Source organism: Moorella thermoacetica (genome assembly GCF_001267405.1).
Classification (GTDB): domain Bacteria; phylum Bacillota; class DSM-521; order Neomoorellales; family Neomoorellaceae; genus Neomoorella; species Neomoorella thermoacetica.
In genome coordinates, this window is the sequence record NZ_CP012369.1 from 1,862,836 (window position 1) to 1,877,298 (window position 14,463).

The following is a 14,463-nucleotide window of genomic DNA, read 5'->3' on the forward strand; positions in this document are numbered from 1 at the left end:
GTTTAATTTGCCTCCTGGCTGTCCAGGTAAACCATGGCATCCGCCGGCATACCCGGTTTTAGCAGTTGTTCTTCGTTAGCCAGGGAAATTTTCACCTTAAACACCAGGTCTACCCGCTCTTCCTTGGTCTGGATGTTTTTGGGCGTAAATTCGGCCTGGCCGGCGATCTCCTTCACCCTGCCATTAAAGCGTTTACCCGGGAAGGAATCCACCGTTACGACTGCCTGCTGGCCCACCTTTACCTTACCGATTTCCGTCTCGGGAACGTAGATTGCCAGCCAGAGGTCCGCGGGATCGCTTAGGGTAACGATGGGAATACCGGGATTCACAACCTCGCCGGCACTAAAATTACACCTTAGAACAACACCGCTGGTTTTAGCCCGGATAGTTGCCTTGGCCAGTTGCTCCTCGGCAGTCTTTAACGCCGCCTTTGCTTTATCAAGGGCTGCGGCTGCGGCATCTACATCTTTCCGGCGGGCCTCTACCTGGGAGCGACCGGCAAGAGCGACTTCATAATTGGCCCTGGCGGCGGCTATATCTTCCGGCCGGGAACCGGAGACAAGCAAAGACAAATTGTCTTCGGCCGCTCCCAAATCGGCCCGGGCAACTTCATAATTGGTTTTGGCCTGCTGGTACTGCTCGTCGGAGATAACCCCCTGCTGGTGCAGCGTTTCCATGCGGCGGAGCTGTTCCTGGGCGCTTTGTAATTTAGCCCTGGCCTGGTCGACTTTTTTTTGGGCGGCATCAATCTCTTGCTGGCGGGCACCTGCCGTCAGCTTCTGCAAGGCGGCCAGGGCCATTTGAATGTTCCCTTCCACCCCGGCCTGTTCGGCTGTATACACAGCTCTGACCTGGGCCAGCTGGGCCTCGGCCCCGGCAACCGCGGCTTTGGCCTGGGCCACCTGTCCTTGCAGCTCGGCGTCATCTAAAACAGCAATAATGCTCCCTGCCGTTACAAACTGGCCCTCCTGCACCAGCACCTGACGGATCCTGCCGGGAATTTCAGCGCCAACACCAATTTCGGTTGTCTCGATCACCCCGGAACCGTAGAGAACCGGATGCCCTTCGTATATGCCGACGGTGGCAGGCTTAGGACTACGGCTAATAAGGGCAAAGGCGACGCCGGCAAAAATGATGGCGCCGGCTATTAACAATCTTTTCAATAAGGGGGGCCACTTTTTGACTAGCATCAAGGCATTCCTCCGTATGAAAACCTTTTGTAAGTAACCGATTACTTCCTTAAGGTTAGTAGCTAGTAATGCCATTTAGTATGCAACTAATTTGGGGCCGGCAATAGCAAAGAACTCACCTGCGGCCAGCCTTGACCTGGCTACCGTCCGACCATAAACATGATAGCCCGGTAGATGGGCTGACCCTGCTCCCGGGGATCAATGCCATCATCAAGCCGCCAGCGAATTATGGTACTCTGAATCAGGCCAATAAAGATAAAGGCCAGGGTATGGGCCGGAAAAAAACGCTTAAATTCGCCCGTTTCCATCCCCTCGTTAAAAATCGCTTCCAGGGCCCGGGTATAGCCGGCAATAATCCCCCTGATGATTTCCTTCAGGCTCGCATAGCTGGTATATAATTCGTCGGAAAAGAGAATGCGCGGCATAGCCGGGCTGGCTGCCGCCAGGGACAGATGCAGATCTAAAATTAATTTCAATTTCTCCCCCGGCGGCACGTCCTTGCGACCGGCTATGGCTGCAGCCTTGCTGGCCAAACGGCCGCCGACACTCTTAACGGCTGCTGCCAGGATAGCCTCTTTACCGGGAAAATGCTTGAAAATAGCCCCCTCGCTGAACCCTACCTCCTGAGCGATGGCGGCGGTAGTAAGATTTGCCAGCCCGCGCTTAGCTATAATATCCATGACGGCGGCTATTATTTGTTGTTGCCTGGTGGCGCTGGTCTCTTTCACAGTCATGCTGTCACCTCCCCTGCTGGTAGCCTCAAAGGTTTCTCGTCATATTCTCCCTGGAACTAGCCGGCCTGGCAGCAGTTAGCTCAATGCTGCTGCGCGGGCAAACCTCCAGGCAGGCGAAGCAAAAAAGGCAGTAACGGGGCAGTATGCGGTAGCTTTTTCCCGGGGCTTCATTGGTAGCGATGGCCCCCGCCGGGCATACCCGCCGGCAGCGGCCGCAGGCCAGGCAGCGATCCGGGTTAATATGGAATCTCCAGCGGCTGACGCCTGCTGGCAAGCTAAAGAGTACACCAAAGGGACAAAGGTAACGATGCCAGGCAGCCCCGGTGAAAAAGAGGGTGGTCAAAATGGCGAAGGGGGCAAGGAGCACAATGAGGTTTATTTTGATAATACCCCGCAGCGTCATAAAGAAAACAAGGAGGAAAAGGATAAAAATTACAGCCCGCAACCACGGGCTCTTGCCTACAGGTGGTATGTCTCTGGCCAACCGCCGGGCCTTTTTACTCACCAGCCAGTTGACGGGGCGCAAAAGGGTATTAAGGGGGCAGAGCCAGCCGCAGTAGAGGCGCCCCCAAAACGGAGTTATGAGCAGGAAAGTCATCATGATCAGCATCCAGAGCTTGTTTTTCCCGCTTATTAGCAGGTAAACGAACAACAGAAACGCGAGGATTTGCACCCCCAGGCGCCAGTGCTGGAGTGAATGCTTCCGTTTCATCGCCGCCCTCCTCTATAAGTAAATATTCACTTACATTATGGCTGGGAATAACTTCCCTGTCAAGGGTATAAATCGCCCAAGCCTATATACCTTTAGCTAAAGGGTAAAGCTTTCCCTCTTCGGCGCGGATGCGCCTGGTCAAGGCTCCGGCTAATTTCTCTTTATGGATTCCATTATAAACCAACCTGCAATAAGCGGTATGTGATAAGGATCACACTGGCAAAACAATCATACTCACAATCGCAGCAAGGAAAAAGGGGTAAAATTGGCATATGATCTAAAAGAGCAGCAAATCACCATGAGAAGGGAAAACCGCTCCATGAAACTCCCCGGTAATTGTTTAACAACGGCCATGGGTATTCTTCCCCATGTCGATCCGGATACAGCCTTGAGACTGGCCCTGTCCCTGGATATACCCTTCTGGCCGCAACTACCCAGACTGAGCTTTTATGAAGATATGTATGCCCAGGTATCAGAGCACCTACCCGGCATTAAACTGGATTTTAACGCGCAGGTTATCCGCTTCAATATAAAAGACTTTTACGAAGAACTTCCTGCTTATATCGAGAACTGGGAAGATCCGGATTACTTTCGCCTCTCACCCAGGTACGCCAGGGTTTACCGGCGTTTTTTGGCGGAAGATTTAGCTCACTATCCCGCCATTCGCGGCCAGTCAATCGGCCCCGTTAGCTTTGGTCTCAAAATAGTTGACGAAAAACAGGCGCCGATCATCTATAACGACGAAGTCAGGGGGTTCCTCTATGATTTTATAACTAAAAAAATCCAGGCCCAGTACCGGGACCTGGTAGCCAAAAACCCCCGGGCTTTTGTCTGGGTAGATGAACCGGGCCTGGAACTGGTCTTTATGGCCCTTACCGGCTACAGTTCGGAAAGAGCCAGGGAGGATTACCGCCATTTCCTGGCCATGCTCCCCGGACCTAAAGGGGTACATCTCTGCGGCAATCCCGACTGGTCCTTTTTGCTGGGCCTGGAACTTGACATTATCTCCCTCGATGCCCTGCAGTGGGGGCACATTTTTACCCGTTACACCGGAGAAGTAAAAGAATTCCTGCAAAGGGGCGGTATTATCTCCTGGGGCATCACCCCCACCCTGACCGAAGAGGTAGAAAAGGTAACGATTGCAAAGCTGGTAGCCCAATTGGAAAATCTCTGGGATTATTTGCACGGGCAGGGGATTAGCAAAGAAACTATTATAACCCAGGCCTGGCTGGCGCCGGCCCGCTGCTGCCTGGTAAATGCCGACGGCGCCGCTTCCGTCGAAAAATCCTTCCGGCTGCTCAAAGAAGTTGCCGGGGTAATCAGGAAGAAATACGGGTTATTATAATACAGCCGGGACCATCGTCCCGGCTAAACACTTTTTGCTATTTACTTCCCTCTTTTTCGGGCAAAACCTGCGTTATGCGCCATGGTTATTAACGATGGGATTGTTCCTGGGGCAGGAAACTGTAAGAACTTACCATCAAGGAAATGACCAGCAGGGCCAGGCCAAAGGGCAAAAGGTCGACGGCCAATTCAAAGATAGTGGGCACGTAGGGCCAGGAGCCGGCAAATACCGGCGCTCCTGCTTTAAATACGCCTACAGCTATGGGGTAATGCCAGCCTTCGACCTCCATGCCGGGAAGGGAAAGGCTTAAGGGAAACTGGTTAAAAGCCGGGAACATTAACATCAGCCGGTGGGCAAATACGCCGGTAAAAAGCAGGGCGCATCCCAGCAAGAGGGAACCGGCCGACCGACCGCCTTTTTCGCTGAAGAAGTAAACCATGACCAGGGCCGGCAGGGCGATTTCCACCAGGTAGACCGGGCCATAACGCTTGAAAACCAGGCCCAGGGTGCTTAAGGCTTCGGGGCTGCCCCACCACCAGTGGATGAGGAGATCCATGGCTACGAAAAAGAAGTGGACGGCCAGGGCGCCGGCGATAATCCGGGCCAGGGTATTAAAGGCGCCTGTATACTGGTTAAACCCCTCTTTCCCGACCACCAGGATGGCAATCACCAGCACCAGGGCCGTCCCGGAAGCCACCGCCACGGCGATGAAATCCGGGGGTAAAATCGCCGTATACCACCAGCCGCGCGAAGCCTGGGTGGCAAAAATCAAGGCCGTGATGGTGTGAATTAGAATCGCCACCGGGAGCCCCACTATGGCTACCCGCCGGGACCACCTGGCAGCAATGCTTTCTACCTCCTCCTGGGAAAGCTTCCTTGTCCAGCCGTTGAGAAAACCGCATCCTTCCTTTTTCCAGTCCGGTAAAAGCTGAAAATAAACGCTCAAGAAAGTTAAAACGGTGTAGGCGGAAACAACTATTACGTCCCAGATTAAAGGCGACCGGAAATTGGGGTGCAGCAGCAAGTTGTAAATCCTGTCTACCCGCCCCAGGTCCGGCAGGATGACTGCCGCCGCAGCCATAATGCTGGCAAAGGCGGACAGGGAAGCAATGCGGGTAAAGGGCTTCAACTGCTCAAGATTGAAAAGGTAAACCGAAGAAGAAACGATTAGCCCCCCGGCGGCAATCCCCACAAAAAAGGCGAAGGTGGCAATATACAGTCCCCAGCTAAAGGGATTGCGCATACCGGTCACAATCAGGCCGTTTTTAAGCTGGTAGCCCCAGGTAAATAAACTTACCAGCAAAAGAATCAGGCCCGGGACAAAAGCCATATTTAGTTTCCTCACAAGGTCTCCCTCCTTTTACTTCCGCGGTCTTGTCGGTGGCAGGTAATATACCTTGGGCTTTGTTCCCAGCTCTTCCTTCAACCGCAGGGCCTGCCGCTCCCGCACCAGGCGGCTTACTTCCGACCGGGGCTCATCGAGGTCGCCAAAGAAGCGCGCCCCGGCCGGGCAGGCCTGGACACAAACTGGTAATTCCCCTTTATCGGTATACTGCACGCAGAAAGTACATTTCTCAACAATACCTTTGGGACGATCCGGCGTATAAACCAGGCGGCCGTTGCCGTCACGATGCTCGAAAGGATAGCCGTAATCATACCCCGGCATATAACCCGCTTTCGCTTTGGCCTTTTGCTGGTCCTCCCAGTTGAACTGGCGCACGCCGTAGGGACAGGCGGCCATGCAGTAGCGGCAGCCGATACAGCGCTCATAGTCCACCAGCACCCGGCCCCGGTCGTCGGTGTAGGTCGCCCCCACCGGGCAGACCTTTTCACAGGGCGCATTTTCACACATCTGACAGGATACGGGTAAGAAATACATCTCCACTTCCCCGTTTTGCGCTACGGGAAGCTGGTGTTCTGGACTTCCCGGAGTAAAAACCCGGTTCCACCACATACCCGGCGGCTGGGAGTTGTGCCCTTTGCAAACCACCGCGCAGGTACGGCAGCCGATGCAGCGGTCCAGGTCGATGACCATTCCCAGTCTCACTATACCTCACCTGCCTTTCTTACATCGCAGAGGGCCTCGTTCCAGGCTGTATTGGGGGCCCATATCCCCGGTACGAAGTAGACCTCATGGGTGGGCTTGATAAAAGGATAGGTCAGGGAGTTATAAGAATCACCGTTAAGATAGCGGCTCCACCAGCCTTGCTCAAAAACGACTATTTTTCTCCCCAGGCCCGGGTCCAGGGCGGCATAACCCCGCACCCGGCCGCGGTCATTGTAAACTTCGACCAGGTCGCCTTCTTTAATACCCTTTGCGGCAGCGTCCTGGGGGTTCAAGAAGACCTTCGGCTTATTATCCTGCAGCTCGTTCATCCAGAGGTTATTGGAATGGGTCGAATGGACCCGGTAAAGGGAATTTCGGGTGATATAGGCAAACTGGTACTTGCCTTTAATTTCAGGATTCAAGGCATACTCGCTATCCTCAAAGGGCGGCTTGTGCACGGGCAAAGTTTCGCCAAGGGCGATAAAGGCGTCTTCATCTTTGTAAAACTCGATCCTGCCGCTTTTAACAAATTGAGCCGTAGCTTCAATTGCCGCCGGCCGGCTGACGGGCGGGAAGGGCTTTTTAAACTGTACCTGTTCGTAAAAGGGAATCTGGCGATTTCCCGGCACCTCCGATTTCAGCCGCACCGGCCCCTTTTTCAGCTGCTCCAGGGTGATCCCGGCCACCGGCGGGCCGCCGGTGGCAAGGAGTAGCTCAACCGCTTTTTCCGCCGCCGTGTTCTCATCCAGCTCGGGGAAAAAGTGTTTTGCAAACCCGGGGTCGAGCCTCTTAGCCAGTTCCTTGGCCATCCAGAGTTCGGACCTGGCTTCATAAAGAGGCCTGATAGCCGGCTGCTGCAGCTGCATGTAGGGGTGCAAAGGAGTGGTTACCAGTTCGGTCTTTTCATACCAGGTGGCGGCCGGGAAAACGACATCGCTGTAACGGCAGCTGGTGGTCAGGGAAAAATCCAGGCCGGCGATGAATTCCAGTTCGCCCTTTATTGCCATCTGCCGCAGGCGGTCGGCCATATTATGCTGGTCGAAGGGGTTGCCCCAGCCAAAGATCAGGGCTTTGACCCCGTTCTTGGGCCACCTGGCTTTCATACCGGGGGTCGGGCCATGGAGGATATAAAGCCAGGGAAGCCATCTGGGCGACCCGGGGAACCACCATTCTTTGACATTGAACCGGATCTTGTACTGGCCGGCATAGGTGGAAATACCCGCACCCGGCTTGCCGATATTGCCGGTCAGCACCGGCAACAGGGCCAGGGCGCGGCCCTTCAAGTCGCCGTGATACCACTGGTAGTTGCTGGCACCATAGATGACATGGAGCGGTTTCGTTGTCGCCATCTCCCGGGCCAGGCGGACCACCGTATCCCCGGGAACACCAGTCTCCTGCTCTACATAGGCCGGTGTATAGCTGGCTAAATGTTCTTTTAACAGCTGGAAGACCGGTTTAACCCTGACCAGCCGGCCATCTTTTAATTCGACTTCAATTTCTCCCTCCAGGATTACATCCGGGGGAAGCTCCAGCTTTTCCGGGTGCACGGCCAGTAACTTCCCGTTGTAAGCGACAAAGGCCTCCCGGTAGGGCGGTAGTCCGTCCGGTCTGGCCAGGCCCTTAACCTCATCCGCTTTCAGGCGCCGCCCGTTATCAAGACGAACCAGAAGGGGCATATCGCTGTAGGTTTTGATGAATGCCTCGTCATAGAGCTTTTCTTCAATGATTACCCTGACCATCCCCAGGGCAAGGGCCGCATCGCTGCTGGGTTTAAGCTGGACCCATTCGTCGGCCTTGGCGGCCGTCGGGCTGTAGTTGGGGTCAAAAACAACCACCTTAGTTCCATTATTCCTGGCTTTGATCAGGAAGTCGGCATCAATAAGCCGGGTAACCATGATGTTGGAACCAAAGATGGCTGTATAGCGGGAATTAAGCCATTCCAGGGGTTCCAGCTCTTCCGTCTGGACGCCGAAGGTCTGGGGCCAGAACATGGGCAGGTCGCCGTTCTGGTCGTAAGGGTGGATCAGGCTCCACCCCGCCATCGTAGCCAGGGCAATCCAGGCCCCCTTTTGGACGTGACCGGTCCCGCCGACCTGGAAAATAAAGCCGATGGATTCCGGCCCGTATTTGGCGGCAATCTCCTTCAGGCGTTTTGCCGTATAGTCCAGGGCCTCTTCCCAGGAGACCTCCCGGAACTCCCCCGCACCGCGTTCCCCGGTCCGGATTAATGGTTTTTTTATACGGTCAGGACCGTAGATTAGGTTGATAAAGGAGAGCCCCCGCAGGCATCCCCTGGGCCCATATTCGGGCTCGGGGTAGTCGTTGGACGGTAAAAGGGCCTTAATCTGCCCATCCACCACCATGGCCCTGATACCACAGGCCAGGGTACAGTTGGGTGAACAGGTGGTGCGCACGTATTTAACTTCTTTTAACGGGGACGTATTCTCTGCCCCGGCTTTCGGGATAAAATATCGCGTAGCCCCCGCCGTACCCGCGAGGACGGCCGTCGCCGCCGATGCCTTTAAAAACTGGCGCCGGCTCAGCTTAAATCCTTGCTTTTCATTTTTATCCTTCATAACTTTGCTTGTCACCTCCACAGTGCATTCCGGGACCCGCTTCCGGCATCCCATAACGGCATTAATATCGCACTTTTCTAAAATAATACCCCGGCCGTTAAAGGTATAACTATGCCCCCAAATAATTGCCTCCCGTAGTATTTCCGGTCATTTATTACCCTCCCCTGCCTTGTGAAAGTAACGTATTTATACATGTTTTTATAGCAAGTTTCGTGCCAGCAAAACAAAAAGCCCCGGAGTGTGTTTTCCGGGGACTTTTACGTCCTTAGTTTGAGGATGTCTCTAAAATCTTAGAATCCCTTTCTAGATTTATAGAAACTTTTTAGCCACTACAGTTTTCACCCTGGCCTTCCTGCCCCATGCTTCCTGCTTCCTGCCTCTCAATACGGCAGGCCCCGGTCTTGGCCAGGGGCTGGCCGGAAAGGGGGTCGACGTTCCGGCCGGTGAGGTGGTTGGCCGCCTGCTGCCGGCCCCCCTCACCCGGGTCCAGGTCGCCAAAATGGAAGGGGACAAAAACCTCCCCCGGTGCTACCACATCTGTAAGCCTGGCCGGCACCTCAATCCAGCCCCGGCGGGAGACCACCCGTACCACCTCGCCCTCAGATATTTTTAAACGTGCCGCATCGTGCGGGTTAATTTCCACATAGGCCCCGGGTACCAGGGCCTGGAGTTCAGGGATACGCTTGGTCCTGGTACGGGTATGGTAATGCTCAATAATCCGGCCGGTGTTGAGCCAGAAGGGAAATTCTCCGTCAGGTACTTCCGGCGGCGGTGCATAAGGAACAGCCCAGAGGCGCGCCCTGCCCTCCGGGTGATTAAACTCCCCGTAACCCTGGGCCTCCTCCGCCCGGGTAGGGAAGACGCCGTCAGTATAAAGGCGGGGCGTACCCCGGCCGCCCTCCGGGCAGGGCCACTGTACTCCCCCCAAGTGTTCCAGCAGGGCATAATCCACCCCTGTCATGTCGTTGGGCCGGCCGCGGGTTAGCTCGCGCAATTCCCGGAAGGCATTCTCTGGCCCCTGCCAGGCAAAGAGGCCCCCTGCACCCAGGTAGCGCGCCACACTGCTGACGATGGCCAGGTCGTCCCGCGCCTCTCCTGGCGGGGCCACGGCCCGGCGGACCAGGTTCAGACGCCGTTCCGAGTTGGTAACGACCCCTGTCTTTTCTCCCCACCCGGCACCGGGCAGGAAGATATCGGCGAAAGCCGCCGTCTCCATAGGATAAAAGATATCCTGGACAATCAAAAAGACCTTCTCCAGCTGGCGGCGGCTGAAACCCAGATCCGGCAGGGAGACGGCGGGGTTGGTGCCGATGACCCACAGGACTTTTAGCCTGCCGGTATCAATCAGCTCCAGCATACGGTTGATATCATTGACCCGCCGGGGTAGCCGCTCTTCCGGGATACCCCAATAATCTGCCACCTGGCGGCGATGTTCAGGATTCTCGGGGTTGCGGAAACCGGGCAAAGAACCGCCGCCGCCAATCTCCCTCATGCTCAGGGCCGAGGCCTGGCCGGTCAGGGAGAAGGGCGCCGACCCCGGCCGGCCGATTTTGCCGGTGATGAGGTGCAGGGAGTTGATTAGAGTTACCGCATCAACCGCCTGGCTGGTCTGGTTGACTCCCTGGCAGAAGACAGTCACGGCGCTGGGGGAGCGGCCGAAGAGACGGGCGGCGGCCACAATATCCGCCGCCGGCACGCCGGTGAGATCGGCCACCCGCTCCGGCGGGAAGGCGGCAGCGGCCCGGGCCAGATCCTCAAAGCCTGCCGTGGCCCGCCGGATGAAGTCCCGGTCCAGCATGTCTTCCTTAATCAAAATATTAATCAAGCCGTACAGCAGGGGGATGTTGCTGCCGCAACGCAGGCGCAGGCGGAGGTCGGCCACCCGGGCCGGCAGGGTGAGGCGCGGGTCGGCCACCATGATTCTGGCCCCGTTAAGTTTGCGATTGCGTAAAATCCGCTGCCAGAGCTGGGGGTGCATCTCCGCCGGGTTGGCCCCGAAGATAAATACCAGCCGGCTCACATCCAGGTCTTCATAGCACCCCGGCGGGGCGTCAACACCAAAGGAGCGGGTATAGCCGCTCACTGTGGAGGCCATGCAGAGGCGGGTATTGGCATCGATATTGGGCGTACCCAGGACGCCTTTAGCCAGCTTGTGGATGGCGTAGTATTCCTCCAGGGTCAGCTGGCCGCCGTGGTAAATGCCGACGGCTTCCGGCCCGCCGGCTGCCAGGGCTTGCCGGAGACGCTCCGCCGTCTCCTCCAGGGCTTTTTCCCAGGTCACGGGATGCATTTCCCTACCCCGGCGGCAAAGGGGTACCTTCGCCCGCTCCGGGTGGTGCAGGGTTTTCCACTCATAAAGGCCCTTGAGGCACAGGTGGCCCTTATTTACCGCCGCCTCGGTATCGGCTTTGACAGCAACCGCCCGGTCGTCTTTAATCCCCAGGTAAAGGCCGCAACCGGTACCGCAATAACCGCAGGTAGTGGCCACCCAGCGATCCACGGCAGTCCCTTTCCGGTCCTGAAAAAGGCTGACTATACCCTCTTCTAACTCCGCCATTGCCACGCACGATCCCTCCCCTGACTCTCCCGGCAAGGGCCAGACGATCTAATTGATATCATAACGCTTGAGCTTTTGATAAAGGCCGGAGGGGTGAATACCCAGGAGACGGGCCGCTTCCTGTTTGTTTCCACCAGCGGCCGCGAGGGCCTTTAAGATAACTTCCCTTTCCGCCGTAGCGACAGCACTCTTCAGCTTCAGGCCACCCCCGCCACCAATCGTCCTTTGCATGGTGGCCGGGAGATGCTTCAAGGTAATTATTTCTTCCCCCGGATCCAGGAAATTAAAGGCATGCTCCAGGACATTTTCCAGCTCCCGGACATTCCCCGGCCAGCTATAGCGGGAAAAAAGCCGCTGTACCTCCGGATCCAGGCCCCGGACCGTCTGGTGGTAGCGTGCATTTAAACGCCGGATAATGGCCGCCACCAGTATTTCGAGGTCCCCCGGCCGTTCCCTTAAGGGTGGTACCGTCAGGGTAACCACCGCCAGGCGGTAGTAAAGGTCAAGGCGAAATTTGCCGGCCGCCTCCAGGGCCAGGAGATCCTGGTTGGTGGCAGCAATAATCCTTACATCAACCTTGATGGTCCGGCGTCCCCCGACCCGTTCAAAGGCCCTTTCCTGCAGGACCCGCAGGAGCTTGGGCTGCATACTGAGGGGCAGGTCGCCGACTTCATCCAGGAAGATGGTACCGCCGTCAGCCAGTTCAAACTTGCCCGGTTTGCCGCCCCGGGCGGCGCCGGTAAAGGCCCCCTCTTCGTAGCCGAAGAGTTCGGCCTCCAGCAGGTTTTCCGGGATGGCGGCACAGTTGATCTTGATCAATGGTTCATTCCGGCGAGGACTGGCCCGGTGGATGGCCTGGGCCAGCAGTTCCTTCCCGGTACCGCTCTCGCCGGTAATCAAAACGTTAGCCTCGCCGCGGGCTACCCGGGCCGCCATTTTTTTTAGCCGGACCATAGCCGGGCTCACCCCCAGGATGCCCTGCCAGGCGTCCTGGTCGCCCTGGATTGACTGGAGTTCCTGCTGGTAGAAAAGAACCTTGCCCTCCAGGACCTGCAGGCGGCGGGCGAGGTCGCTGAAACCGGCGGCTGCCAGGTCCTCGAGATCCAGGGCCTTACCGACTCCTCCCAGGAGATGCCCGGCCCCATCTTTAACCGGCACTTCCGATAATAGCAATTTTTTGCCCCGGAAGGCCACTTCCCGGCCGGCTACCGCCATCCCCGAAGATAGGACCTCCGGCAAGGAGGTAAAGGGCAAAATATCCTTTACTTCCCGGCCGATCAGGGCACCGGCCTTTGCACCCAGGAGGCTGGCATATAAATGGTTAATGGCGACCACCACCCCCCGGCCGTCGACGACCACCAGGTATAGAGGAAAATCGTCAAGGAGGGAGGCGTAGAGTTCGTTAAGGGCTTTGAGGGAATTCGTCTCAGGCTGCTCGTCACTGAAAAGAAGGACGACACCTCCCCCATCGTCGGGGAAATAATCGACCCGATAGATTCTACTGCCGGCGGTAAAGCTGGTCCCAAGGAGAGGGCCCTTACGGGTCAGGACCTCGGCCAGGCGGGTCTCAGGAAAGACTTCCGTCAGGCGGCGGCCCCTGAGATCACAGCCGTCCAATCCCAGGATGGCGGTCGCCAGGGAATTGGCCACCTTAATAAGGCCCCCGGCGTCAACATAAATCATCCCCTGCCGCCGGGCGGCGAGAATTGCCCCCCAGAAGTCCAGATGCTCCTTCACTTTTCTCCCCTCACCTTAACGCCCGCAGGATTCTCTCTTTATGTTAACATTCACCGGCCGCTCTTGTAAATAAATAGGGTATGGATGAGCTTAAACTACCTGTTATATTGATGCTCCTACGCCTAGATGGTAGAATAGAAAAGGTACGATTTAAAATTACCGGAGGGTTGCCCTAATGTGGGAAACAAAAATAAACATCAACGAAGTCCGGGAAATCCGGGCTAAAACAACCGTCTACTTTGGAGTTGGAGCTATTAAAAAGATTGACGACATAGCCAGGGAATTTAAGGAAAAGGGATACGATAGGATCATCGTAATAACCGGCAAGGGGGCTTATAAAGCCACCGGCGCGTGGGAATATATAGTTCCGGCCTTAAATAAAAACCAGATAACCTATATCCATTACGACCAGGTGACGCCCAACCCGACGGTAGACCAGGTTGACGAGGCAACCAAACAAGCCCGGGAATTCGGTGCCCGAGCCGTCCTGGCCATCGGCGGGGGTAGCCCCATTGATGCCGCTAAAAGCGTAGCCGTCTTGCTCTCCTACCCCGACAAAAATGCCCGACAGCTCTACCAGTTAGAATTTACACCTGTTAAGGCCGCACCTATCATCGCTATTAATCTTACCCATGGTACGGGGACGGAAGCCGATCGCTTTGCCGTTGTCAGCATCCCTGAAAAGGCATATAAACCCGCTATTGCCTATGATTGCATTTACCCCTTATATTCAATTGACGACCCGGCCCTCATGGTAAAACTGCCGTCCGACCAGACAGCTTATGTCTCTGTTGATGCCCTCAACCATGTCGTCGAAGCAGCCACCAGCAAAGTAGCCAGCCCCTATACTATTATCCTGGCCAAGGAAACGGTACGGCTCATCGCCCGATACCTGCCCCAGGCCCTGTCCCATCCGGCGGATTTGACGGCCAGGTATTATCTCCTCTATGCTTCCCTGATTGCCGGAATAGCCTTTGACAACGGTTTGCTCCACTTCACCCACGCCCTGGAACACCCCCTGAGCGCCGTCAAACCGGAGCTCGCCCACGGTCTGGGGCTGGGTATGCTGCTGCCGGCCGTAGTCAAGCAGATTTACCCGGCAACCCCGGAGGTACTGGCGGAGATACTGGAGCCCATTGTTCCCGATCTCAAAGGCGTTCCCGGTGAAGCAGAAAAGGCTGCCAGCGGGGTGGCAAAATGGCTTGCCGGAGCCGGTATTACCATGAAGCTAAAAGATGCGGGCTTTCAAGCGGAAGATATCGCCAGGTTAACTGACCTGGCCTTTACCACCCCGAGTCTCGAGCTTCTCCTGAGTATGGCCCCGGTAACGGCCGACAGGGAAAGGGTTAAGGCAATTTACCAGGACGCCTTTTAACACGGTAACGCGAGCCTGCCGACGTCATAAACAATTTAAAAGCCCCAGTAGGTTCTTCGCTATTTCGTGTGGGTAAAGACTTTCGTTCGCTGCCCCTTGACAGGGAGATGGCCTGACGCTAGCCTTCTCCCTGTCAAGGGGCTTACCTTCGCTCCGATTAACGGACGCAAGGAGAGGTGGAACCTCCGTT

10 protein-coding genes are annotated in these 14,463 nt (G+C 56.2%); 2 read left to right on the forward strand and 8 right to left on the reverse strand.

The window, feature by feature from the left end:
* Positions 1–2: 2 nt before the first annotated feature.
* The 3 genes from MOTHE_RS09360 to MOTHE_RS09370 all read right to left on the reverse strand — a co-directional run bounded on the left by MOTHE_RS09360 (position 3) and on the right by MOTHE_RS09370 (position 2,636).
* Entirely contained in the window at positions 3–1,190 is a 1,188-nt protein-coding gene (locus MOTHE_RS09360; RefSeq protein ID WP_011393402.1) for an HlyD family secretion protein, read from the reverse strand.
* A 140-nt stretch (positions 1,191–1,330) separates the two neighbouring features.
* Positions 1,331–1,924, reverse strand: a complete 594-nt coding sequence (locus tag MOTHE_RS09365) for a TetR/AcrR family transcriptional regulator (RefSeq protein WP_053094965.1) — start codon at positions 1,922–1,924, stop codon at positions 1,331–1,333.
* Between the two features lie 25 nt (positions 1,925–1,949).
* The gene (locus MOTHE_RS09370; protein ID WP_011393404.1) at positions 1,950–2,636 is read right to left on the reverse strand and encodes a 4Fe-4S binding protein; all 687 of its coding nucleotides are present in this window, start codon (positions 2,634–2,636) and stop codon (positions 1,950–1,952) included.
* A gap of 319 nt (positions 2,637–2,955) precedes the next feature.
* Here MOTHE_RS09370 and MOTHE_RS09375 point away from each other — a divergent pair, with 319 nt between their 5' ends.
* A complete protein-coding gene (locus tag MOTHE_RS09375) occupies positions 2,956–3,981 on the forward strand; it encodes a uroporphyrinogen decarboxylase/cobalamine-independent methonine synthase family protein (protein WP_011393405.1) in 1,026 nt (341 codons plus the stop codon).
* Positions 3,982–4,069: 88 nt separating this feature from the next.
* Here MOTHE_RS09375 and nrfD read toward each other — a convergent pair whose 3' ends face one another.
* From nrfD to MOTHE_RS09400, 5 genes are all read right to left on the reverse strand, one after another.
* Positions 4,070–5,326 (reverse strand): NrfD/PsrC family molybdoenzyme membrane anchor subunit, encoded by a 1,257-nt coding sequence (nrfD, locus tag MOTHE_RS09380; protein ID WP_200901604.1) that lies wholly within the window; start codon positions 5,324–5,326, stop codon positions 4,070–4,072.
* A 15-nt stretch (positions 5,327–5,341) separates the two neighbouring features.
* Complete coding sequence (locus MOTHE_RS09385) at positions 5,342–6,028, reverse strand: 4Fe-4S dicluster domain-containing protein (RefSeq protein WP_011393407.1); 687 nt, start codon at positions 6,026–6,028, stop codon at positions 5,342–5,344.
* Complete coding sequence (locus MOTHE_RS09390; protein ID WP_053094967.1) at positions 6,028–8,604, reverse strand: molybdopterin-dependent oxidoreductase; 2,577 nt, start codon at positions 8,602–8,604, stop codon at positions 6,028–6,030. The genes MOTHE_RS09385 and MOTHE_RS09390 overlap by 1 nt, the downstream gene beginning before the upstream one ends.
* Before the next feature lie 322 nt (positions 8,605–8,926).
* Complete coding sequence (locus MOTHE_RS09395; RefSeq protein ID WP_011393409.1) at positions 8,927–11,161, reverse strand: molybdopterin oxidoreductase family protein; 2,235 nt, start codon at positions 11,159–11,161, stop codon at positions 8,927–8,929.
* 48 nt (positions 11,162–11,209) lie between these two features.
* Positions 11,210–12,898 (reverse strand): sigma-54-dependent Fis family transcriptional regulator, encoded by a 1,689-nt coding sequence (locus MOTHE_RS09400; RefSeq protein ID WP_011393410.1) that lies wholly within the window; start codon positions 12,896–12,898, stop codon positions 11,210–11,212.
* A gap of 175 nt (positions 12,899–13,073) precedes the next feature.
* Between MOTHE_RS09400 and MOTHE_RS09405 the strand changes: the two genes are divergently transcribed.
* Positions 13,074–14,273, forward strand: a complete 1,200-nt coding sequence (locus MOTHE_RS09405; RefSeq protein ID WP_011393411.1) for an iron-containing alcohol dehydrogenase — start codon at positions 13,074–13,076, stop codon at positions 14,271–14,273.
* The last annotated feature ends 190 nt before the right edge of the window (positions 14,274–14,463 follow it).

What these genes read in the sequence shown, in the direction of transcription:
- MOTHE_RS09375 (WP_011393405.1), top strand. Translation starts at nt 2,956, where the DNA reads ATGAAACTCCCCGGTAATTGTTTAACAACGGCCATGGGTATTCTTCCC.
- MOTHE_RS09370 (WP_011393404.1), bottom strand. Translation starts at nt 2,636, where the DNA reads ATGAAACGGAAGCATTCACTCCAGCACTGGCGCCTGGGGGTGCAAATC.
- MOTHE_RS09360 (WP_011393402.1), bottom strand. Translation starts at nt 1,190, where the DNA reads ATGCTAGTCAAAAAGTGGCCCCCCTTATTGAAAAGATTGTTAATAGCC.
- MOTHE_RS09395 (WP_011393409.1), bottom strand. Translation starts at nt 11,161, where the DNA reads ATGGCGGAGTTAGAAGAGGGTATAGTCAGCCTTTTTCAGGACCGGAAA.
- MOTHE_RS09390 (WP_053094967.1), bottom strand. Translation starts at nt 8,604, where the DNA reads ATGAAGGATAAAAATGAAAAGCAAGGATTTAAGCTGAGCCGGCGCCAG.
- MOTHE_RS09365 (WP_053094965.1), bottom strand. Translation starts at nt 1,924, where the DNA reads ATGACTGTGAAAGAGACCAGCGCCACCAGGCAACAACAAATAATAGCC.
- MOTHE_RS09405 (WP_011393411.1), top strand. Translation starts at nt 13,074, where the DNA reads ATGTGGGAAACAAAAATAAACATCAACGAAGTCCGGGAAATCCGGGCT.